We start from the raw sequence: 19879 nt of genomic DNA, 5'->3' as shown, positions 1-19879 counted from the left end.
CCGGTCACCGGCGCGCCGGTGACGGACGGAAGGAGGGACGTCGGGGATGAGCACCAAGGACTTCATCGAGAAGGACTACTACAAGGTTCTCGGCGTCCCGAAGGACGCCACCGAGGCCGAGATCAAGAAGGCGTACCGGAAGCTCGCCCGCGAGTTCCACCCGGACGCCAACAAGGGCAACGCGGCCGCCGAGGAGCGCTTCAAGGAGATCTCCGAGGCCAACGACGTGCTCGGCGACCCCAAGCGGCGCAAGGAGTACGACGACGCCCGCGCGCTCTTCGGCAACGGTGGCGGCTTCCGTCCGGGCCCGGGTGCCGGAGGAACGTTCAACTTCGACCTGGGCGACCTCTTCGGGGGGACCCAGGGCGGCGGCGCCGGCGGTGGCGGCTTCGGCGGTGGTGGCGGCGGCGGTCTCGGCGACGTCTTCGGCGGCCTGTTCGGCAACCGCGGCGGCGCCCCGGGCGGCGCCCGCACGCAGCCGCGGCGCGGGCAGGACATCGAGTCCGAGGTGACGCTCAGCTTCACCGAGGCGGTGGACGGCGCCACGGTGCCGCTGCGGATGTCCAGCCAGCAGGCGTGCAAGGCCTGTTCGGGCACCGGCGACAAGAACGGCACGCCGCGCGTGTGCCCGACCTGCGTCGGCACCGGGCAGGTGGCCCGCGGTTCGGGCGGCGGCTTCTCGCTGACCGACCCGTGCCCCGACTGCAAGGGCCGCGGCCTCATCGCCGAGAACCCCTGCGACGTCTGCAAGGGCTCCGGCCGGGCCAAGTCCTCGCGCACCATGCAGGTCCGCATCCCGGCCGGTGTGAGCGACGGCCAGCGGATCCGGCTGCGCGGCAAGGGCGCGCCCGGCGAGCGGGGCGGACCGGCCGGCGACCTGTACGTGGTCGTCCACGTGGACGACCACCCGGTCTTCGGCCGCAAGGGCGACAACCTGACGGTGACCGTGCCGGTGACGTACACGGAGGCCGCCCTCGGCGGCGAGATCCGGGTGCCCACGCTGGGCGGCCCGCCGGTCACCCTGAAACTGCCTCCCGGCACGCCCAACGGGCGCACCATGCGCGCCCGGGGCAAGGGCGCGGTCCGCAAGGACGGCACCCGCGGCGACCTCCTGGTCACCGTCGAGGTGAGCGTTCCCAAGGACCTGTCGGGCAAGGCCCGGGACGCCCTCGAGGCGTACCGCGAGGCGACCGCGGGGGAGGACCCGCGAGCGGAGTTGTTCGAAGCCGCGAAGGGAGCATGACGAGATGGACGGCCGCCGGCGCAACCCGTACGAACTGACCGAGGACACCCCGGTCTACGTCATCTCGGTGGCGGCCCAGCTCTCCGGCCTGCACCCGCAGACCCTGCGTCAGTACGACCGCCTCGGCCTGGTCTCCCCGGACCGCACGGCCGGGCGCGGCCGGCGCTACTCGGCCCGCGACATCCAGCTGCTGCGCCAGGTGCAGCAGCTGTCGCAGGACGAGGGGATCAACCTGGCCGGGATCAAGCGGATCATCGAGCTGGAGAACCAGGTCGCCGCCCTCCAGTCCCGCGTCGCGGAGCTGCAGTCCGCGGTCGAGGGCGCGGCGGCGACGATCCGGGCCCGGGAGGCGGCGGTGCACGCCTCCTACCGCCGGGACCTGGTCCCGTACCAGGAGGCGACCCGCACCAGCGCCCTGGTGGTGTGGCGCCCGCCGACGCGGGGCCAGTGACAGCGGGACGCGAACGGCCGAAGGGCCGGGAGACCTCACGGTCTCCCGGCCCTTCGCCGTTCCTGCCGGTCGCGGCGCCGTCCTCGGGTCAGGGCAGCAGCGCGACCGCCGCGCCGGCCGGGGCGCTCTCCGTGCCGTCGGCGAGGAGGGCGGTGACCCGGTAGAACGACGTGGTGCCCCGCGGCGCCGAGGGGTCGGTCCACGACACCAGGCCTTCGCCGTCCACCGTGTGGACCAGCACGTAGGACGTGCCGTCCCAGCGGTAGACCCGGTAGCCGGTGGCGTCCTCGTCGCTGTACCAGTTCAGGGAGATCCCGTCGCCGTCGTCGGCCACGGTGACGTCGACCGGCGAACCGAACTCGGGAGTCTCCTCCGAGGGCCGCAGGTCGAGTTCCCGCACCTGGACGACCTTGCCCTCACGGGTGGCCTTGAAGCTGTCGTTCCAGGCGGTGTCGATCGCGCTGACGAGGAAGCAGACCTCCTCGCCGTCGGCCGCCGACCGGTACCGGAGCTCCGAGGTGTCGGCGAAGGTGTAATCGACGAGGTTGGCGAGGCAGACCTGGCCGCCGTCGCCGTCGTCGTACAGCGACCCCTTGTAGATGCCGTACCGGTGCAGGTCCGCCTCGGTGTTGTCGTCCCAGTCGAGGTCGAAGCCATACTCGGTGGGGGTGACGGTCAGCCCGGTCGGGGCCGCGGGCGCGGTGAGGTCGCGGCTCTCGGGCGTGACCTTGACGGTGCCGGATGCGGCGGACTCGGTGCCCGCGCTGTCGTACCCCTTCACCACGTAGTGGTGGGTGACGCCGCCCTCGGCGGTGGTGTCCACGCAGGTCCAGTACCGCTGGTCGCCCTCGGTCACCGGGCCCTTGACCGCGCAGTCCAGCGGGTCACCGGTGGTGTCCACGGTCGCCGAGGTGGAGCGGTAGACGTGGAACCCGGCGTAGGTACCCCCGTCGGCGGGGACCGACCACTTCAGGGAAGCCTTCATGAGACCGGGCGTCGCGGTGAGCGACCGCGGCGCGGCCACCGGGCGGCGTACGGCCGCCGAGGCGGTGGAGAGGGGCGAGGTGACGGTCCCGGTCGTGTCGACGGCGGCCACCTGGTACGAGGCGGACACCGAACGGGCCACGGCGGTGTCGCTGTACGCCGTGGCGCCCGTGACCGTCGCCAGCGCCGTGCCGTTGCGGTACAGCTTGTAGGCGGTGGCGCCGGGCACCGCGTTCCACCGCACGCCGACGGCGGTGTCCGTGGCGGTGGCGGTGACGCCGGCCGGGGTGGCGACCTTGGTCGTCGTGACGCCCTTGTCGGCGGTTCCGGTGGAGGTGTTGCCGGCCTTGTCGTAGGCGCGGACCTCGTAGTAGTAGAGCTTGCCGTCCATCGGCGGGGTGTCGGTGTACGAGGTCGCCGACGCCGTGGTGACGGCGAGCGGCTTCGTCGGGTAGGACCCGCCGGAGACGCGGCGGTAGACCCGGTAGCCGGCGAGGTCCATCTCGGGACTCCTGGTCCAGGACAGCTTCGCCTTGTACGTGCTGGTGCTGTAGGTCAGGGCGGCGCCGCCGGGCGTGAGCGGCTTGACCTTGTCGACCGTCGCGGTGGTGCGCGGCGTGTACGCGAACTTGACGTTGGCGGAGCCGGTCCAGTTCACGAAGTCGATCCGCAGGGAGTGCTTGCCCTGGGGGACGGTGAGGTTGACCGTCTTGGAGACCGTGCTGGAGACGTTCTTCCAGAGGTCGACCTTGCGGACGCCGTCGAGGTAGACCCGGATGCCGTCGCGCGAGGAGGCGGTGAAGGTGAAGGGGCCGCCGGAGCCGAAGTCGCGGGTGACGGACCAGCGGACGCCGAAGTAGTTGCTCGGCAGGCCGGAAGCCGGCGCGCCCGTCCCCCAGTTCTGGTCGATGGTGCTGTCGCAGTCGGTCTTCTTCGGCGTGCCGGAGAAGCTGGTGTTCGCGAAGAACTGCCGCTTGAACACCGGAGAGGCGCAGGTCACCGCCGCGGAGGAGGTGGAGGCGGCGACGCCGATCAGGCCACCGGTGGTGGCGAGGACCACCGCGGTGGCGGTGGCGGCGCGTGCCGTGGAGATGCGGTTCACGATCGGGGAACTCCTGAAGGGTCCGTGAAGAGGGCCGTTCGCGGGGGGACGGCCGTGAACCGTGACTCACGAGGGACGGACGAGGTTGTACGCCGGCCCGCGCCCACTGTGGGTGATCACCCCGCGGATGGGCGGGACACCCAGGGAGACGTGTGAAGGGACACTGGCTATGATTCCGCTCTGTCTTCACACGAGCCGCAGAACATCGTCCCGGTCACGGCAACAGCCGATCCCCCTTCGTGCCGTTCCGCCCGTGACGCCCTCGTCGGCCCGGATCGTGGTGGGACGCCCCGCCCTTAACCGAACGCAGAAGTGGGCTTTCGAATGCGTCGTTATGCCATATCCATGGCCGCCGTCACGCTGTCCTTCTCGCTCGCCGCGTGCGGGGGTGCTCAGGGGAAGGACGGCGACGACGCCGCTCCGTCCGACCTGAACGACATCACGGTCGGTCTGCTGATGCCGGAGAAGAAGATCTCCCGGTACGAGGCCTTCGACTTCCCGATCTTCAAGGACAAGGTCGACGAGCTCACCGACGGCCAGGGCGTGGTCCGCTACGCCAACGCCAACGGCGACCAGACCGCGCAGAACCGGCAGATGCGCTCGATGGTCGACGCCAAGGTCGACGTGATCGTCGTGGACGCGGTGGACGCGGCCGCGGTGGCGTCCGAGGTGAAGTACGCCAAGGAACAGGGCATCCCGGTCATCGCCTACGACCGTCTGGCCGAGGGCCCGGTCGACGCGTACGTCTCGTTCAACAACACGGTGGTCGGCGAGGTCCAGGGCCGGTCCCTGGCCGAGGCCGTCCCCGGCGAGTCCATCGTGATGATCAACGGCTCGCCCGCCGACCCCAACGCCGCGATGTTCAAGGAAGGCGCGAAGGGCGAGCTGACCGGCCTGACCGTCGCCAAGGAGTACGACACCGACGGCTGGGACCCGCAGAAGGCCAAGAAGAACATGGCGGAGGCGATCAAGCAGCTCGGCGTCTCCAAGATCAAGGGCGTGCTCTCCGCCAACGACGGCATGGCCGGCGGCGTGGTCGAGGCGCTCAAGGAGGCGGGCGTCACCGACATGCCGCCCATCACCGGCCAGGACGCGGACATCGAGGCCGTCCGGCGCATCGTCACCGGTGAGCAGTACATGACGGTCTACAAGCCGTACCCGAACGAGGCCGAGGCCGCCGCGGAGATGGCCGTCGCCAAGGTCCGCAGCCACGACATCCAGTTCGACGCGCTGACCCGCGACTCGGTGGACAGCCCCACCAACAAGGACATTCCGGCGGCGCTCGTCCCCGTGATCGAGCTCACCCGGGACAACATCAAGGACACCGTCGTCGCCGACGGCGTCCACAAGGTCGACGAGATCTGCGTGGCCGAAATCCGTGAGGCCTGCAAGGCCGCCAAGCTGCTCTGACGTCCTGACGCACCGGCCGGCCCCGAGCCCCCTCGGGGCCGGTGGCGTATTGCGGCGCGGGTCCGCGGCCGCGCATAGTGGCGCTGCGAACAGGCGGCGCTACCGGGGGTGGAGAACTGAATGTCCGGTGAGGCTGCCGCGGTCCGTGCGGCCCAGGAGCATCCGCACGGTCCCGAGCGCCTGTGCGAGGAGGGCGACCGGGTGTACGCCCGTGCCGTCCGCCGGGGGCGGGTGCCGCGCCGCGATTCCGAGGCGGTGCCCTGCCTGCTGGACCTCGGCCTGCTGCACCCCGACCCGGACGACATGGACTGGCTGGTGCCGACGGCGCCCCAGGAGGTCATGACCCGGCTGCTACGCGAGCTGTGCGCGGAGATGGGCGACGCCCACCGGCGGATGGACTCGGCGCTCTCGGCCGCCGACCGCTACGCCGGCCTCGGCGGCCGGCTGCGCCCGGCGGGCGGCACGGGGCCGCTGGGGAGCGAGGCGTCGCTGCGGGTCCTGGACGGGCTGCCGAGGATCCAGACGGCCATCGACGAGGCCTCCGCGGCCTGCGTCACCGAGGTGCTGACGGTGCAGCCGGGCGGCATCCGTCCCGAGCACGAGCTGACCGAGGGTCTGCCGCGCGCCATGGAGCTGCGGCACCGCGGCGTGCGGATGCGCGACCTGTACACGCATGTGGCCCGGCACGGGCAGGGGCTGCTGGGCTACCTGGAACTGATGGGCGACGCCGTGGAGGCCCGCACCCTGGACGAGGTGCCGGAACGGCTGATTCTTTTCGATCGCACGGTCGCCTTCGTGCCGGCCAACAGCCGCCGCTCGGTGGCCCTGGAACTGCGGCACCCCGCCCTGGTGGACTACCTGGCCACCGTCTTCGAGCGGCTGTGGCGGCTGGCGGTGCCGGTCGGTTCGCCCGTTCCGGCGCCGGAGGACGGCGGGGTGGGAGTGTCCCACCGGGAGCGGTCGATCGCCGCGCTCCTCGCCGAGGGCCACCAGGACGCCGCCATCGCCGAACGGCTCGGCATCAGCGTGCGTACCTGCCGGGCGCACATCGCCCGCCTGAGCGAGCGGCTGGGGGCCGCCAGCCGGACCCAGCTGGGCGTGCGGATCGCCCAGGCGGGGCTTGACCGCCCGCCGGGGGCGGACGGCTTCCTGCCCTAGGACAGGTCCTGGCCCCTGACAGGGGCCTCGTCGGCCTCCTCCGCCCCGTCGGCGCCCTCCGGGCCCTGCGTGTCGTTGCCGTCCTCCAGAAGGCCCGAGCGGGCTATCAGGTAGCCGAGCTGGGCCCGGCTGCCGCTGCCCAGCGCGGCGGCCAGTTTGGCGATGTGGGCGCGGCAGGTGCGGACGTTCATGCCGAGACGCCGGGCGATGGCCTCGTCCACCTGTCCCTCGATCAGCAGCCGGGCGATGGTCCGCTGGATCTCGGGGACGCCGTCGACGGCGGCTTCCCTCGGCTGCTCCTGGAAGAGGGGCTCGGCGCTGTGCCACTGGTGCTCGAAGACCTTGACCAGGTAGTCGACCACGCCGGGGTGGCGGAGCTCCAGGGCGACCTTGCGGTCGTCCTGGGCGGGTATGAAGGCCACCGAGCGGTCGAAGATGATCAGACGGTCGACCAGGGTCCGCGCGGTGCGGAACTCCATCTGCGACGCGTTCATCAGCCGGGCGTAGGTGAGGGTTCCGTGACTGTGGCGGGCGGTGTGCTGGTAGAGCACGCGGGCCGCGATACCGTGCGGTGCCTCCTGGGCGAAGTTGACCGCCGTGGTGAGCGCCGGCTCGCTGCGGCCCCCGCCCGGCTGCACGGAGAGGATCTCCGAGCGGCAGTTGGCCTGGGCCAGCCGGATCGCCTCGTTGATCCGCTCCGCGCCCTCGAGCACGGTGATGGCGTGGGTCGTGGGCCGGCTGTGGGTGGCGATGGAGAGGAACGGCTCGAAGGCCTGGGCGAGCTGGACCGCGTGCTCGCGACGCTCCCGGATCTCCCGCTCGAGCGGGTGCAGCCGCTGGGACAGCGCGGTCATCGGCGGCACCGGCCGGAGCCAGGCCGAGTCGTCGGGATCCGGCTGGAGCAGGGCGAGCTCCAGCAGGCAGGGCGCCTTCTCCGCCGCCGAGCGCCGGATGCGTCCCAGGTGCAGCGCGTCCGCGTAAAGACGCCTGCCGCTCTCGCACAGATCCTCCATCCCGTGGAGATGTGTCCCTGTTGTGCCGGTATTCCGCAAATCTCCGCCCCCCAGGGTTATGAACGTGCAGGAACATGATGCATCTTCGAACTGGCCATCGTGTGCCGGTATGCGCCATCGTCTGATGCGGCGGGGATCGTATTGGGAAGTGAGGACGAAGCCCATCATGTGCAAGAGAATGCTTCTCTCGGCGCTTGCTGTTGCCTTCTCGGCGGGCGCGCTCCTCGGTAATGCCGACGGGGGCGGGCAGGGCGTCGACGGCAGCACGAGCGTCCAGGCCGACTGGGTCTGGATGGACAGCGTCGAGGCCCACCCCGCGTACGAGGCAGAAGCAGGCGTCCGCGCATGAGCACCCCGCCGGACGACCGCTCGTTCCGCCGTGAGATGGCCGTGGCCTACCGGTCCGGCTGGCACTTCGTCGACCTCGTCACCGCGCTCCCCCACGCCGGCGACTCCCTGATGGTCACCGTCTTCGGGGAGCCGGTCGTGGTGACACGCGACGAGGAGGAGGACGTGCGGGCGTTCCGGTGCCTGCGCCGCCCCCGCGGAGCGCCGCAGCCGGTCCGCTGCGCGATCCGCTATGGAATGATCTTCGTGAACCTGGACCAAAGGGACCACCGGGAGTTCGCCCCCCACGAACTCCCCGACGTCTCCTCAGCCACCCCCCGCAGCGCCTGACGCGATACCCCCAACGTCAAAGATCGCCTCAGGTGCTTCCCCCCGGCAGCGGCGCCACCGTGACCTGAACACGGTGGCGCCGCTGTCGTGTGCCCGGGAACTCCTCCGCCTCCCACCGCATTGAGTGGAATAGACTCAAGTTTGTGGACGTTGGCCGCGTCAGAGCGGGTATCCGACGCGTGTACCCGCACGCTGACGTGAGGCAGGCAAGGGAGGAGTACCGGACGTGGACGCCGAGCTGACCAACAGGAGCCGGGAGGCACTCAACGCGGCGAGCAGCCGCGCGGTGACCGAGGGACATCCGGACCTGACGCCCGCACACCTCCTGCTGGCGCTGCTGGAGGGCGCCGACAACGAGAACGTCCTGGACCTGCTGGCCGCCGTGGAGGCCGACCTCGCGGCCGTGCGGCAGGGCACCGAGAAGGTGCTCGCGGGCCTGCCCAGCGTGACCGGCTCGACGGTCGCGCCGCCCCAGCCCAACCGCGACCTGCTGATGGTGGTCGCGGACGCCGGGCAGCGGGCGAAGGAGCTGGGCGATGAGTACGTATCGACCGAACATCTGCTGATCGGCGTCGCCGCCAAGGGCGGTGCGGCCGGGGACGTGCTGTCCCGGCAGGGAGCCGACGCGGACAAGCTGCTGGACGCGTTCCAGAAGATCAGGGGAGGACGCCGGGTGACGACCCCGGACCCGGAGGGTCAGTACAAGGCACTCGAGAAGTTCGGCACCGACTTCACCGCCGCTGCGCGCGAGGGGAAGCTCGACCCGGTCATCGGCCGGGACCACGAGATCCGCCGTGTGGTGCAGGTGCTGTCGCGCCGCACCAAGAACAACCCGGTCCTCATCGGCGAGCCCGGTGTGGGCAAGACCGCCGTGGTCGAGGGCCTCGCCCAGCGGATCGTGAAGGGGGACGTGCCCGAGTCGCTGAAGAACAAGCGGCTGGTGTCGCTGGACCTCGGCGCGATGGTCGCGGGGGCGAAGTACCGCGGCGAGTTCGAGGAACGGCTCAAGACCGTCCTCGCCGAGATCAAGGACTCGGACGGCCAGATCATCACCTTCATCGACGAGCTGCACACCGTGGTCGGCGCGGGCGCCGGCGGCGACTCGGCGATGGACGCGGGCAACATGCTCAAGCCGATGCTGGCCCGCGGCGAGCTGCGCATGGTCGGTGCGACCACGCTCGACGAGTACCGCGAGCGGATCGAGAAGGACCCCGCCCTGGAGCGGCGCTTCCAGCAGGTGCTGGTCGCCGAGCCGTCGGTGGAGGACACCATCGCCATCCTGCGCGGCCTCAAGGGCCGCTACGAGGCCCACCACAAGGTGCAGATCAACGACAGCGCCCTGGTCGCCGCGGCCACCCTCTCCGACCGCTACATCACCTCCCGGTTCCTGCCGGACAAGGCCATCGACCTGGTCGACGAGGCCGCCTCCCGGCTGCGCATGGAGATCGACTCCTCCCCGGTGGAGATCGACGAGCTCCAGCGCTCCGTCGACCGGCTGCGGATGGAGGAGCTCGCCCTCTCCAAGGAGACCGACCAGGCCTCCAAGGAGCGCCTGGAGCGGCTGCGGCGCGACCTCGCCGACAAGGAGGAGGAGCTGCGCGGCCTCAACGCCCGCTGGGAGAAGGAGAAGCAGTCCCTCAACCGGGTCGGCGAGCTGAAGGAGAAGCTGGACGAGCTGCGCGGCCAGGCCGAACGCGCCCAGCGCGACGGCGACTTCGACACCGCCTCCAAGCTGCTCTACGGCGAGATCCCGGCCCTCGAGCGGGAGCTGGAGGCCGCCTCCGAGGCGGAGGCGGAGGCCTCCCGCGACGACACCATGGTCAAGGAGGAGGTCGGCCCGGACGACATCGCGGACGTGGTCGGCTCCTGGACGGGCATCCCCGCCGGGCGGCTCCTCGAGGGCGAGACGCACAAGCTGCTGCGGATGGAGGACGAGCTGGGGCGCCGGCTCATCGGCCAGAAGCAGGCCGTCGCCGCCGTCTCCGACGCGGTGCGCCGCACCCGGGCGGGCATCGCCGACCCGGACCGGCCGACCGGCTCGTTCCTCTTCCTCGGCCCGACGGGCGTCGGCAAGACCGAGCTCGCCAAGGCGCTCGCCGACTTCCTCTTCGACGACGAGCGGGCGATGGTCCGCATCGACATGTCGGAGTACAGCGAGAAGCACAGCGTGGCCCGGCTGGTCGGCGCGCCTCCCGGCTACGTCGGCTACGAGGAGGGCGGCCAGCTCACCGAGGCGGTGCGGCGGCGGCCGTACAGCGTCGTGCTGCTGGACGAGGTGGAGAAGGCGCACCCGGAGGTCTTCGACATCCTGCTCCAGGTCCTCGACGACGGCCGCCTCACCGACGGCCAGGGCCGCACGGTCGACTTCCGCAACACCATCCTGATCCTCACCTCCAACCTCGGCAGCCAGTACCTGGTGGACCCGCTGAGCAGCGAGGAGACCAAGCGGGAGCAGGTGCTGGAGGTCGTTCGGGCGTCCTTCAAGCCGGAGTTCCTCAACCGGCTCGACGACCTGGTGGTGTTCTCCGCGCTCACCAAGCCGGAGCTGGAGCGGATCGCCGAGCTCCAGATCGGCCGCCTGGCCAAGCGGCTCGCCGAGCGCCGCCTCACGCTGGACATCACCCCGGCCGCGCTGGCCTGGCTCGCCGAGAAGGGCCTCGACCCGGCGTACGGCGCGCGCCCGCTGCGCCGCCTGATCCAGACGGCCATCGGCGACAGCCTGGCGAAGGAGATCATCTCCGGCCAGATCAAGGACGGCGACACCGTCCGCGTCGACCGCGCCCCCGAACCGGGCGCGGGCCTCACCGTCACGGCGGGCTGACCCGCACGCGACCTGGGCCGTGTCACCGCCGCCCGCGGTGACACGGCCCCCGGTCAGGTGGTGAACGCCTCGACGTGTACCCGGGCGGTGTCGGCGTCCTCGTGGGTGACCGTGACGGTCAGGGAGTGGGCCTGGCCGCCGGTGCTGTCCGTCGAGGCGCACAGCGCGGCGGACTTCGGATGGCAGAACTCGGTGCGCGTCTCCATCGCCGGCCAGTTGTGGGACATCCAGTCCGCCACGTCCGCGCGCGGCATGCGGAAATCGGCCCGGTAGTAGGTGTCCATCCACGACTGGACCGTGCATCTCGCGTCCGTGGCGCCGGAGGGGAGCGTGCCGCCGGCGAAGGCGAGCGCCTCGGGGCAGGGCGCCTGGTGACTGGAGGTCGAGTCCTCCAGGGCTTCGGCCGCGGCCCACAACCACCAGACGCCCGCCACGACCACCGCGGCGAGGACGATCAGGACCACCCGCCATGTCTTCCGTCCGCGCCCGCCCGCCATCCCGGGCCCCCTCCCGTGCCGCGCCGCCCGCCAACCGGGTCGGATCACGCCATACACGACGTCCCGTGGGGCGCAGGGGTTGCAGTGCCCCTCCCCCCGTGGGGGACACTGGCGGGAGATCCATACGAAGGGAAAATTACGGTGAGCATCGACCCGTCCTCGATTCCGAACTTCGGGGGCCAGCAGCCCGAGCCGCAGCCCCAGGGACCGGCGGGCCCCGTTGTCCCGGATCAGGACCTGGTGAAGCAGCTTCTCGAGCAGATGGAGCTGAAGTACGTGGTGGACGACGAGGGTGACCTCGCCGCCCCGTGGGAGAGCTTCCGCACGTACTTCATGTTCCGTGGCGAGAACGAACAGGCGATCTTCTCGGTGCGGACGTTCTACGACCGCCCGCACGAGATCGAGGCCAAGCCGCAGCTCCTGGAGTCCATCGACGACTGGAACCGCCGCACCCTGTGGCCCAAGGTCTACACCCACACCCACGACGACGGCACCGTCCGCCTCATCGGCGAGGCGCAGATGCTGATCGGCATGGGCGTCAGCCTGGAGCACTTCGTGTCCTCCACGGTCAGCTGGGTCCGCGCCGCCATCGAGTTCGACAAGTGGCTGGTGGAGCAGTTGGGCCTGGAGCAGGAGGTCAACGAGTCCGAGAAGCCGGACGACGAGGCCTGAGCGTCCGGCCCGCGGAGGCCTCGCACAGGCCCCGCAGAGGCCTTGCGGGGGTCTTGCGGGGGCCTCACAGGGGTGACGTCGCCATGACGACGAGGTACGCCCCGTAGGCGAACGAGAGCCCGGCCAGGGCCGCGACCACCAGCGTCGCGTGCCGCGGCCGGGCTCTCGCCGTCCGCGTCAGCGCCGCGGCGAGCGGCAGCAGCAGCGGGAAGGCGGGCAGCAGCAGCCGCGGCTTGGACGCGAAGTAGCCCGAACCGCCGAGCGCGATCAGCAGCAGCACGGCGCTGAAGACGATCAGCGGCAGGGGCGCCCGGTCCGCGATCAGCAGCCCGAGCAGCAGCACCGCCAGCAGCACGATCACCAGCGCCACCGTGAAGACCAGCTTGTCCGGGTGACGCAGCAGGTGGCCGACGAACTCCAGGTTCCCCCGGCCGAGGTCGAAGGCCGACCCCCACTTGCGCTGGACCTCGAAGTAGCCGCCCAGCCAGTCGCCCTGCCGCCGGCCCACCCAGAGGAAGAAGCCCACCCAGCCGAGGGGCGCGAGCACCGTTCCCGCCGCCGGTTTCCACAGGGTGTGGACGGAGAGTTCGCGCTTCCGCGCCAGTACGGCCACGTGCCAGGCGGCGGTCACCGCGACCGCCGCCGCGACGGCCAGGCCGTTGGGCCGGGACAGCCCGGCCAGGCAGGCCAGCGCGCCGGCCCACAGCCAGCGCTCGGTCATCGTGGCGTAGAGCGCCCAGGCGGCCAGCGCGGTCAGCAGCGGCTCGGTGTAGGCCAGGCTCAGCACCACCGAGTGCGGCGTCAGCCCCCACAGCAGCACCAGCAGGACGCCGGCGCCCCGGCCGTGCACCCGGCGGCCGATCAGGTAGATACCGGCGGCCGCCGCGGCCGCCGCGCCCCAGGAGAGCAGGATCCCCGCCGCTCCGCCGCCGATCGGCAGCACGGCGGTCACTGCCCGGATCAGCCAGGGGTAGAGCGGGAAGAACGCCAGGTCGTTCAGGACCAGCCGGGTGTACGGGCGGATCTCGCCGTAGCCGTCGGCGGCGATGCCGATGTACCAGAGCGAGTCCCAGGTGCGGCCGAGCAGCGTGGTGGCGTCCTTGCCGTGGGCGTGCGCCAGCAGGGTGAGGACCAGGACGCCGGTGAGCCGGGCGGCGGCGAACAGCCCCACCGCGGTGACCACGGTGGGAACGGCGCGGCGCGCCCGCCCGCCGGCCGCCGGAGGCCCGGGCGGCCCGGGCGGCCCGGTCGGCTCGGACGGCTCGGCAGGGCTGGTCCTCCGGCGGGCGGGCGACGGTACGAGGGCGGCGAGCATCGGGTTCACACCACGCACGATGCAGGGCGAAACAGGCGAAAACGGTCACGGCACGCCGGGTGCCGCCGGGGTTCCCGCCCGTGCGTCCCTCAGCGCCAGCGCTGGGTGGCCGAGCCGTCGCAGCTCTGGTGCAGGAGGAGGAACCCGTTGACCCCCAGGCACTCACCGGTGCTCCTGACCCTGAGCGTGCCGTCGGCCCCGCGGGTCCACACCTGGGTGCCGCCCGTGCCGCAGGGGCCGAGGTGGACGCTGCCGTAGGAGGTGAGGCACTGCCCGCTGCTCTGCGACACGATCTGGACACCGCCGGAGACCGAACGGAACGTCCAGGAGGAGGCCGCTCCCGAGCAGGACCCCGCGGAGGCGTTGCCGGGGCCCGCGGTCAGGCAGGCGGACGTCGAGACGTTCTGGATGGTGGGCCCGGTGGTGACCCCGCCGCCGGTCGATCCCCCCGAGGTGGTGGAGGAGCCCCCGGTGGACCCGCCCGACGATCCGCCGGACGTCCCTCCGCCCGAGCCGCCGGATCCCGAGCCGCTGTCCGGGCCGCCCGCGTCCGTCCCGCCCGAGCCGGTGTCCGCGTCGTCGCCGTCCGCGGCTCCGGCGGCCCCGCCGTCCTTCTCGCCCTTGCCGTCGTCGCCGCCCTTGCCGTCCTCGCCGTCCTCGTCCGAGGGCCGTGGCGACCCGCCGGGCGACTTCGACGCGCCCGCGCGCTCCGTCGGCGCACCGGACACGGCCGCGCCCGCCGTCGCCGGGGCGGTCACCGAGGCCCCGGGGCCGCCCGCCCGGTCGTCGGCGTCGGTGACGTAGGGGAGCAGTTGGACCAGCAGGGTGGTCCCCACGCCGAGCACCACCGGGATGATCACCGGCAGGAAGCGGGTGCGGCGTCGCGGCTCCCGCTCCGCCTTCCCCGCCGCGGCGGCCGGTTCGCGCCCGGCGTCCACTCCCGTGGGCTCGCCCCTCGCGTCGTCGCCGCTTTTCCTCTCGTCCTCGCTCCCGTCGTTCGGGTCCTTGCTGTCCTGCGCGTCCTCGCCGTCCTGCGGGGCCGCGCCGGCCTGCGGGGCGGGCACGGGGCCGGGGGCGGTGGCCGGCACCGGCGGGGTGGCGGGGACGGGCCGACGAGTGAACTCCGCGCGCTCGGCGACCACGTCGGCGACCGGCCCGGGCCAGAGCGGCGGCGCGAACGGCCCTTTCGCCTCGGCCAGCCGCAGCAGTTCGCCGGCCGTCGGGCGGTCCTGCGGCCGCTTGCTCAGGCAGGAGCGCACCACGTCGGCGAGCTCCGGGTCCACGTCGGCCAGGCCGCCGAGGTCCGGGTCCTCGTGGACGATGCGGTACAGCACGGCCGGACCGGACTCGTCGCCGAACGGCGGGTCCCCGGTCGCCGCGCAGGCCAGCACGGACCCGAGGGCGAAGACGTCGACCGCGCCGGTCAGGGCGGGGCCGCGCTTGCCGGACGCCTGCTCGGGGGCCATGTAGGCGGGCGTGCCGATCACCATGTCGGTACGGGTGAGCTGGGTCTGGTCGGCCGCGCGGGCCACGCCGAAGTCGATGAGGGTGGCGCCGTCGGCAGTCAGCATCACGTTGGACGGCTTGAGGTCGCGGTGCACCATGTCCAGCGCGTGCACGGCGACGAGGCCCTGCGCGGCCTCGCGCAGCAGCGGCCACAGCGCCGGCGGCGGCAGCGAGCCGCCGCAGAGCAGGCGCGCGTCGCCGAGGGTGATGCCGGGGACGTAGGCCGTGGCGAACCACGGAGGGCTCGCCGCCCGGTCGCTGACCAGCAGCGGGGCGGTGGAGTCGGCGGGCAGGCGGGCCAGGTTGTCCAGCTCGTGCCCGAACCGCCGCAGGAACAGCTCACCCTCGTGGCTGAGCGAGGGCAGCACCTGTTTGACGGCGACGTACCGCCCCTCGTGCACGCCGAGGTACACCCGGCCCATGCCGCCCGCACCGAGCCGGCCGAGGAGGCGCACCGGGCCGACCCGGTGCGGATCCTCCTCCCGCAGCGGTGTCGCGCCGCTGCCGCGCAGACCGTCGTGCTCGGTACCGGTCAAGGGTCCCCCGTCCGTCGCTGCCGGCTCGAAACGCGTTCAGTGTGCACGTGTTGCGTGGGGCGGGAGGGATCTTCCGAGAAGCTTCACCGATGACGTGCCGGCCCTCAGCGTCGGTCGGCGAGGGAGGCGAGGCGGGTCGCCGCCTCCCGAAGGACCTCGTCCTTCTTGCAGAAGGCGAACCGGACGAACGGCGCGCCCGCCTCCCGGTCGTCGTAGAAGACGGCGGTGGGGATGGCCACCACGCCCGCCCGCTTGGGCAGTTCGCGGCAGAAGGCGACGCCGTCGCGCTCGCCGAGCGGGCGGATGTCGGTGGTGACGAAGTAGGTGCCGGCCGGGCGGAAGACGCCGAAGCCCGCCGCCTCCAGGCCGGCCGTCAGCAGCTCCCGCTTGGCGGTGAGGTCGGCGCGCAGCCCGTCGAAGTAGGAGTCCGGCAGCGCCAGCGCCTCGGCCACCGCGTACTGGAACGGGCCGGCCGAGACGTAGGTGAGGAACTGCTTGGCCGAGCGGACCGCCGTGACCAGCTCCGGCGAGCCGGTGATCCAGCCGACCTTCCAGCCGGTGAAGGAGAACGTCTTGCCGGCGGAGGAGATGGTGACCGTGCGCTCCCGCATGCCGGGGAACGAGGCGAGCGGCACGTGCTCGGCGTCGTCGAAGACCAGGTGCTCGTACACCTCGTCGGTGACCACCAGCAGGTCGCGTTCGACGGCGAGCCGGGCGACGGCCGCGAGTTCCTCACGGGTGAGCACCGTGCCGGTCGGGTTGTGCGGGGAGTTGATCAGCAGCAGGCGGGTCCGGTCGGTGACGGCGTCGCGCAGCTCGTCGAGGTCGAGGCGGAAGGTCCCCTCGTGGGGCCGCAGCGTCACCGGGACCCTGCGGCCCCCTGCCATCGCCACGCAGGCGGCGTAGGAGTCGTAGTACGGCTCCAGGGCGACCACCTCGTCGCCCGGCTCCACCAGGGCGAGCATGGCCGCGGCGATCGCCTCGGTGGCCCCGGCGGTGACCAGCACCTCGGTGTCCGGGTCGAGGTCGAGGCCGTAGCGCCGCTGCTGGTGGCCGGCGATCGCCCGGCGCAGTTCGGGGACGCCGGGGCCGGGCGGGTACTGGTTGCCCCGGCCGTCCCGCAGGGCCCGCACCGCCGCCTCGCGGACCTCCTCCGGGCCGTCGGTGTCGGGGAAGCCCTGCCCGAGGTTGATGGAGCCGGTGGACGCCGCCAGGGCGGACATCTCGGCGAAGACGGTCGTCCCGAACTCGGCGAGACGGCGGTTGAGGAGGGGGCGGACCGCCCGGTCGGGGATGCTCATGGCGGCCATCCTGCGCCCAAGCTCTGGCCTTCCTCAACTCTGTGTTGGGGCGTTGCGGCATCGGGCATCACCGGAGCACGCTGCGGAGAGAGGGGCCCACGGGGGGCGCTTCGGGGGAGCGTGGAAGGAGGGCGGAGCCGTGCTGACTGCCGTCATCGTGGTCGTGGTGATTCTGCCGGTGGTTCTTCTCGTGTGGTTCGTGGTCGCCATGAACAGGCGGGTCTCCCGCATGGCCCACCACAGTCTGGGGAACGTCCGCCGAGGCCGCCCGTCGGGCTCGTCGTCCCGGTCGTCGAGGTCGTCGAGCTCCAGTTCGTCGCACTCGGGGGCGGACGCCGGCGCCGGCGGCTGGTGGGCCGCCGACAGCGGGTCGTCGTCCGGCGACTCCTCCAGGTCGTCCTGCGGAAGCGGTTCGTCGTCCTGCGGGAGCAGCTCCTCGTCCTGCGGGAGCAGTTCGTCGTCGTGCGGGAGCAGCTCCTCCTGCGGGGGCGGAGGAGGGTGCGGCGGCGGAAGCTGAGCCTCCGCCGGCCGCGGACGTCCGCCGAGGGTCGAACCCGCGGCGGACGTCGCCGCGCGTTCGGACAACTGGGTGATGGGGGTGCGTCGTTGAACAGTTGAGCCGAAGAACCCACCGAAGGATGGAAAGCCGACGAAGTTGGGTAAAAACGCTGTGGCGTCACCGACGTTCGTGCTTTTCTCTACTCGCCGACGCAGCCCCGCGGACGGCCGCCACTCCTGAGCGGCCGCCTTCCCGGCCGGGGCAGAACCGACCTCCCCTGGTGCCGACCCCGGGGCGCCGGTCCGACATCCTCTTCTGCGCGCTAGCGGAGCCGACCCCATGCTCACGACCCTGAACACCCCGTACAGCGATACGCGTGCGTCCGACCTGGCCTGGGCGCTCGGGCGTGAACCGCTGCCCGCCCTGGCCGCACTCGACCTCCGATTCACCGACGTCCAGCTCCAGTTGAGACTGCTCGGCGCCTCCCATCAGGTCATCCTTGAGCGGGAGGACGGCACCTGCTCGGAGACGGTCGCCTGCATCCCCGGCTCCAGCACGCCGCTGCCGCTGGGTGTGGCCAAGCGGGTGAGCGGCTGGGAGTACCAGTTCGCGGCCCGGGTGGAGGTGCTCTCGCCGGGGGCGTTCGCGGGGCGGGCCCAGGAGCTGATCGCCCTGGTGTCCGACCACCCGAACGGGCTGGTGGGCGTCTTCCCCGGCAGCCCGCACGCCTTCACCGCGCTGCTCGCGCAGCGCACCCAGGGGGAGACCGTCTGGCGCACCTGGCACGCCTATCCGCAGGACGGTCAGCTGGTGGCGACCCGGACCACGGTCGGCCTCGGGGTCGGCGCCGAGACGGTCACCGGGATGGGCCGGCTGCCGGTGGGCGCCCTGCGCTGACCGGGTCCGCCCGGCGCGCACGCGGTGGGCGCACACGCGGTGCCAACGCGCCGTGAGTGCGCCAGTACCACCCGGGTGGGTGACGATGGGTGTTCGATCGATGACGTACGGTCGTCAGGTGATCGAACCGCACGCCCCACCCGCACCACCGGCCCACCGACCTGGGAAGGGGGCTGCGGGGCGGACCGGTGAGGGTGTCGGCCCGCGCGGCGGCATGGACCGGGCGGCCGGGACCGGCGCCGGTCAGGGATGCGCGGTGCGGCTGCCGCTGCGGCCCGGGACGGCGCGGTTCCTGGTGCTCGCGGGGGTGTTCGTCTGCGCCGCCTGCGGGCTGGTGTACGAGCTCGAACTGGTCGCCATGGCCTCGTACCTGATGGGGGACTCGGTCACCCAGGCGTCCGTGGTGCTGTCGGTGATGGTCTTCGCCATGGGCCTGGGCTCGCTGGCCGCCAAGCGGCTGCGCCGCCGTGCCGCGGCCGCCTTCGGCGCGGTGGAGGCCGCCCTCGCGCTGGTCGGCGGGTGCAGTGCGATGGCGCTGTACGCGGTCTTCGCCTGGACCGGCGCCTGGGGCGGGCTGTGGCGGGACGGCCCCAGCGTGGTGCTGGTCGCGGTCTCCCTGGCGATAGGGCTGCTGATCGGCGTCGAGGTGCCGCTGCTGATGGAGCTGATCCAGCGGATCCGGCGGCAGGACCCGGGCGGGGCGGTCGCCGACCTGTTCGCCGCCGACTACGTGGGCGCCCTGGTCGGCGGCCTCGCCTTCCCGTTCCTGCTGCTGCCGAAGTTCGGGCAGCTCACCGGAGCGCTGCTCACCGGCGGGGTGAACGCGGTGGTGGGGGCGGCGCTGGTGCTGGGCCTCTTCGGCCGGGACCTCGGCCGCCGGGCGCGGCGGGTGCTGCTGGTCGCCAACGTGCTGGTGCTGGCCCTGCTCGGCACGGCCGCCGTGCTCGCCGACGACTTCGAGCGCGCGGCGGGGCGGGCGCTGTACGGCGACGATCTGCGGGTGTCGCTGCGCACCGGCGCGCAGGAGGTCGCGCTCACCGGGGGCGGGCCGGGCCGCCCGCTCGGCCTCTACCTGGACGGCACGCTGCGCGTCGACGGGCGGGACGAACGGCGCTACCACGAGGCGCTGGTGCACCCGGCGATGAACGGCGCGCGGGCGCGGGTGCTGGTGCTGGGCGGCGGCGACGGCCTCGCCCTGCGGGAGGTGCTGCGGTACCGGGACGTGCGGGAGGTCCAGGTGGTCGACGCCGACCCGCGGCTGGTCCGGCTGGCCCGCACCGATCCGGGGCTCGCCGCGCTCAACGAGCACGCCTACGACGACCCTCGGGTGCGGGTCACCGCCGCGGACGCCTTCCAGTGGCTGAGGGTCGCGCGGGGCGGGCCCTACGACGTCGTGATCGCCGACCTCCCCGATCCCGCGAACACCGCGAGCGCCAAGCTGTACTCGCGTGAGTTCTACGGGCTGGCGCGGCGGGTGACGGCGCCGGACGGGCGGCTGGCGGTCCACGCCGGGTCCGCGGCGGGCAGCCCCCGGGCGTACTGGACGGTCGGGGCGACGCTGCGGGCGGCGGGGCTGCGGGCGACGGCGTACCGGGTCACCGGGGTGGCCGGCCGGGAGTGGGGGCTGTTCCTCGCCTCAGGAGGGCCGGCCGCGCCACGGCTCGCGCCGGTGCCCGGGGGGCCGCGGCCGCACACCCTGAAGGAAGGTTCCCTCACGGCGGCGGAGCGGGCCGCACGGCGCACCCGGGTCACCGGGCTCCCGGCCTCCACGCTGGCGCACCCGCGCTACTGAGGGC

The 19879-nt window shown here is 72.7% G+C and carries 17 protein-coding genes; 10 read left to right on the top strand and 7 right to left on the bottom strand.

The features are described from left to right. The first annotated feature begins 46 nt into the window (after positions 1-46). Both dnaJ and ABT026_RS10240 read left to right on the top strand, forming a co-directional pair. Positions 47-1243, top strand: a complete 1197-nt coding sequence (dnaJ, locus tag ABT026_RS10245) for a molecular chaperone DnaJ (protein ID WP_351113707.1) — start codon at positions 47-49, stop codon at positions 1241-1243. Between the two features lie 4 nt (positions 1244-1247). Beyond that, positions 1248-1694, top strand: a complete 447-nt coding sequence (locus tag ABT026_RS10240) for a heat shock protein transcriptional repressor HspR (protein WP_351113706.1) — start codon at positions 1248-1250, stop codon at positions 1692-1694. Positions 1695-1782: 88 nt separating this feature from the next. Here the strand turns inward: ABT026_RS10240 and ABT026_RS10235 are convergent, their stop codons facing one another. Further along, positions 1783-3771 (bottom strand): fibronectin type III domain-containing protein, encoded by a 1989-nt coding sequence (locus tag ABT026_RS10235; RefSeq protein ID WP_502967942.1) that lies wholly within the window; start codon positions 3769-3771, stop codon positions 1783-1785. A 354-nt stretch (positions 3772-4125) separates the two neighbouring features. Here ABT026_RS10235 and ABT026_RS10230 point away from each other — a divergent pair, with 354 nt between their 5' ends. Then, positions 4126-5190 carry a sugar ABC transporter substrate-binding protein gene (locus ABT026_RS10230; protein ID WP_351113704.1) on the top strand — a complete coding sequence of 355 codons (1065 nt, stop codon included), beginning with the start codon at positions 4126-4128 and terminating at the stop codon, positions 5188-5190. A 120-nt stretch (positions 5191-5310) separates the two neighbouring features. After that, positions 5311-6348: a helix-turn-helix transcriptional regulator gene (locus tag ABT026_RS10225; RefSeq protein ID WP_351113703.1), complete on the top strand. Its 1038-nt coding sequence runs from the start codon at positions 5311-5313 to the stop codon at positions 6346-6348. On the opposite strand, the gene ABT026_RS10220 is transcribed toward ABT026_RS10225, so the two are convergent. Continuing rightward, positions 6345-7361 (bottom strand): helix-turn-helix transcriptional regulator, encoded by a 1017-nt coding sequence (locus ABT026_RS10220; RefSeq protein ID WP_351113701.1) that lies wholly within the window; start codon positions 7359-7361, stop codon positions 6345-6347. The genes ABT026_RS10225 and ABT026_RS10220 overlap by 4 nt on opposite strands. Positions 7362-7527: 166 nt before the next feature. Here ABT026_RS10220 and ABT026_RS10215 point away from each other — a divergent pair, with 166 nt between their 5' ends. The 3 genes from ABT026_RS10215 (at position 7528) to clpB (ending at position 10860) form a co-directional block, all read left to right on the top strand. Beyond that, the gene (locus ABT026_RS10215) at positions 7528-7710 is read left to right on the top strand and encodes a hypothetical protein (RefSeq protein WP_351113700.1); all 183 of its coding nucleotides are present in this window, start codon (positions 7528-7530) and stop codon (positions 7708-7710) included. Then, on the top strand, positions 7707-8039 hold the full coding sequence (locus ABT026_RS10210; protein ID WP_351113699.1) for a hypothetical protein: 333 nt from the start codon (positions 7707-7709) through the stop codon (positions 8037-8039). The genes ABT026_RS10215 and ABT026_RS10210 overlap by 4 nt, the downstream gene beginning before the upstream one ends. Before the next feature lie 226 nt (positions 8040-8265). After that, positions 8266-10860 (top strand): ATP-dependent chaperone ClpB, encoded by a 2595-nt coding sequence (gene clpB / locus ABT026_RS10205; protein ID WP_351113698.1) that lies wholly within the window; start codon positions 8266-8268, stop codon positions 10858-10860. A gap of 53 nt (positions 10861-10913) precedes the next feature. Here clpB and ABT026_RS10200 read toward each other — a convergent pair whose 3' ends face one another. Then, positions 10914-11357 (bottom strand): hypothetical protein, encoded by a 444-nt coding sequence (locus ABT026_RS10200; protein WP_351113697.1) that lies wholly within the window; start codon positions 11355-11357, stop codon positions 10914-10916. A gap of 141 nt (positions 11358-11498) precedes the next feature. On the opposite strand from ABT026_RS10200, the gene ABT026_RS10195 reads away from it, so the two are divergent. Next, positions 11499-12029, top strand: coding sequence for a type III secretion system chaperone family protein (locus tag ABT026_RS10195; RefSeq protein WP_351113696.1), 531 nt, complete (start codon positions 11499-11501; stop codon positions 12027-12029). A gap of 64 nt (positions 12030-12093) precedes the next feature. Here the strand turns inward: ABT026_RS10195 and ABT026_RS10190 are convergent, their stop codons facing one another. From ABT026_RS10190 to ABT026_RS10175, 4 genes are all read right to left on the bottom strand, one after another. Next, entirely contained in the window at positions 12094-13344 is a 1251-nt protein-coding gene (locus tag ABT026_RS10190) for a hypothetical protein (protein ID WP_351113728.1), read from the bottom strand. 89 nt (positions 13345-13433) lie between these two features. Further along, complete coding sequence (locus ABT026_RS10185) at positions 13434-15386, bottom strand: serine/threonine-protein kinase (RefSeq protein WP_351113695.1); 1953 nt, start codon at positions 15384-15386, stop codon at positions 13434-13436. Positions 15387-15490: 104 nt separating this feature from the next. Beyond that, a complete protein-coding gene (locus ABT026_RS10180) occupies positions 15491-16696 on the bottom strand; it encodes a pyridoxal phosphate-dependent aminotransferase (RefSeq protein WP_351113693.1) in 1206 nt (401 codons plus the stop codon). Positions 16697-16720: 24 nt separating this feature from the next. After that, entirely contained in the window at positions 16721-17272 is a 552-nt protein-coding gene (locus ABT026_RS10175) for a hypothetical protein (protein ID WP_351113692.1), read from the bottom strand. Between the two features lie 253 nt (positions 17273-17525). Between ABT026_RS10175 and ABT026_RS10170 the strand changes: the two genes are divergently transcribed. Further along, positions 17526-18083 carry a DUF2617 family protein gene (locus ABT026_RS10170; RefSeq protein ID WP_351113691.1) on the top strand — a complete coding sequence of 186 codons (558 nt, stop codon included), beginning with the start codon at positions 17526-17528 and terminating at the stop codon, positions 18081-18083. A gap of 118 nt (positions 18084-18201) precedes the next feature. After that, positions 18202-19875, top strand: a complete 1674-nt coding sequence (locus ABT026_RS10165; protein ID WP_502967939.1) for a polyamine aminopropyltransferase — start codon at positions 18202-18204, stop codon at positions 19873-19875. Positions 19876-19879: the final 4 nt, after the last annotated feature.

The organism is Streptomyces sp. NPDC002734, from assembly GCF_040295685.1.
Lineage (GTDB): Bacteria > Actinomycetota > Actinomycetes > Streptomycetales > Streptomycetaceae > Streptomyces.
Note: the sequence above shows the minus strand (reverse complement) of the source record. Positions and strands in the feature narration are given on the sequence as shown.

What these genes read in the sequence shown, in the direction of transcription:
- dnaJ (WP_351113707.1), top strand. Translation starts at nt 47, where the DNA reads ATGAGCACCAAGGACTTCATCGAGAAGGACTACTACAAGGTTCTCGGC.
- ABT026_RS10240 (WP_351113706.1), top strand. Translation starts at nt 1,248, where the DNA reads ATGGACGGCCGCCGGCGCAACCCGTACGAACTGACCGAGGACACCCCG.
- ABT026_RS10230 (WP_351113704.1), top strand. Translation starts at nt 4,126, where the DNA reads ATGGCCGCCGTCACGCTGTCCTTCTCGCTCGCCGCGTGCGGGGGTGCT.
- ABT026_RS10225 (WP_351113703.1), top strand. Translation starts at nt 5,311, where the DNA reads ATGTCCGGTGAGGCTGCCGCGGTCCGTGCGGCCCAGGAGCATCCGCAC.
- ABT026_RS10220 (WP_351113701.1), bottom strand. Translation starts at nt 7,361, where the DNA reads ATGGAGGATCTGTGCGAGAGCGGCAGGCGTCTTTACGCGGACGCGCTG.
- ABT026_RS10215 (WP_351113700.1), top strand. Translation starts at nt 7,528, where the DNA reads ATGTGCAAGAGAATGCTTCTCTCGGCGCTTGCTGTTGCCTTCTCGGCG.
- ABT026_RS10210 (WP_351113699.1), top strand. Translation starts at nt 7,707, where the DNA reads ATGAGCACCCCGCCGGACGACCGCTCGTTCCGCCGTGAGATGGCCGTG.
- ABT026_RS10200 (WP_351113697.1), bottom strand. Translation starts at nt 11,357, where the DNA reads ATGGCGGGCGGGCGCGGACGGAAGACATGGCGGGTGGTCCTGATCGTC.
- ABT026_RS10190 (WP_351113728.1), bottom strand. Translation starts at nt 13,344, where the DNA reads ATGCTCGCCGCCCTCGTACCGTCGCCCGCCCGCCGGAGGACCAGCCCT.
- ABT026_RS10180 (WP_351113693.1), bottom strand. Translation starts at nt 16,696, where the DNA reads ATGGCCGCCATGAGCATCCCCGACCGGGCGGTCCGCCCCCTCCTCAAC.
- ABT026_RS10170 (WP_351113691.1), top strand. Translation starts at nt 17,526, where the DNA reads ATGCTCACGACCCTGAACACCCCGTACAGCGATACGCGTGCGTCCGAC.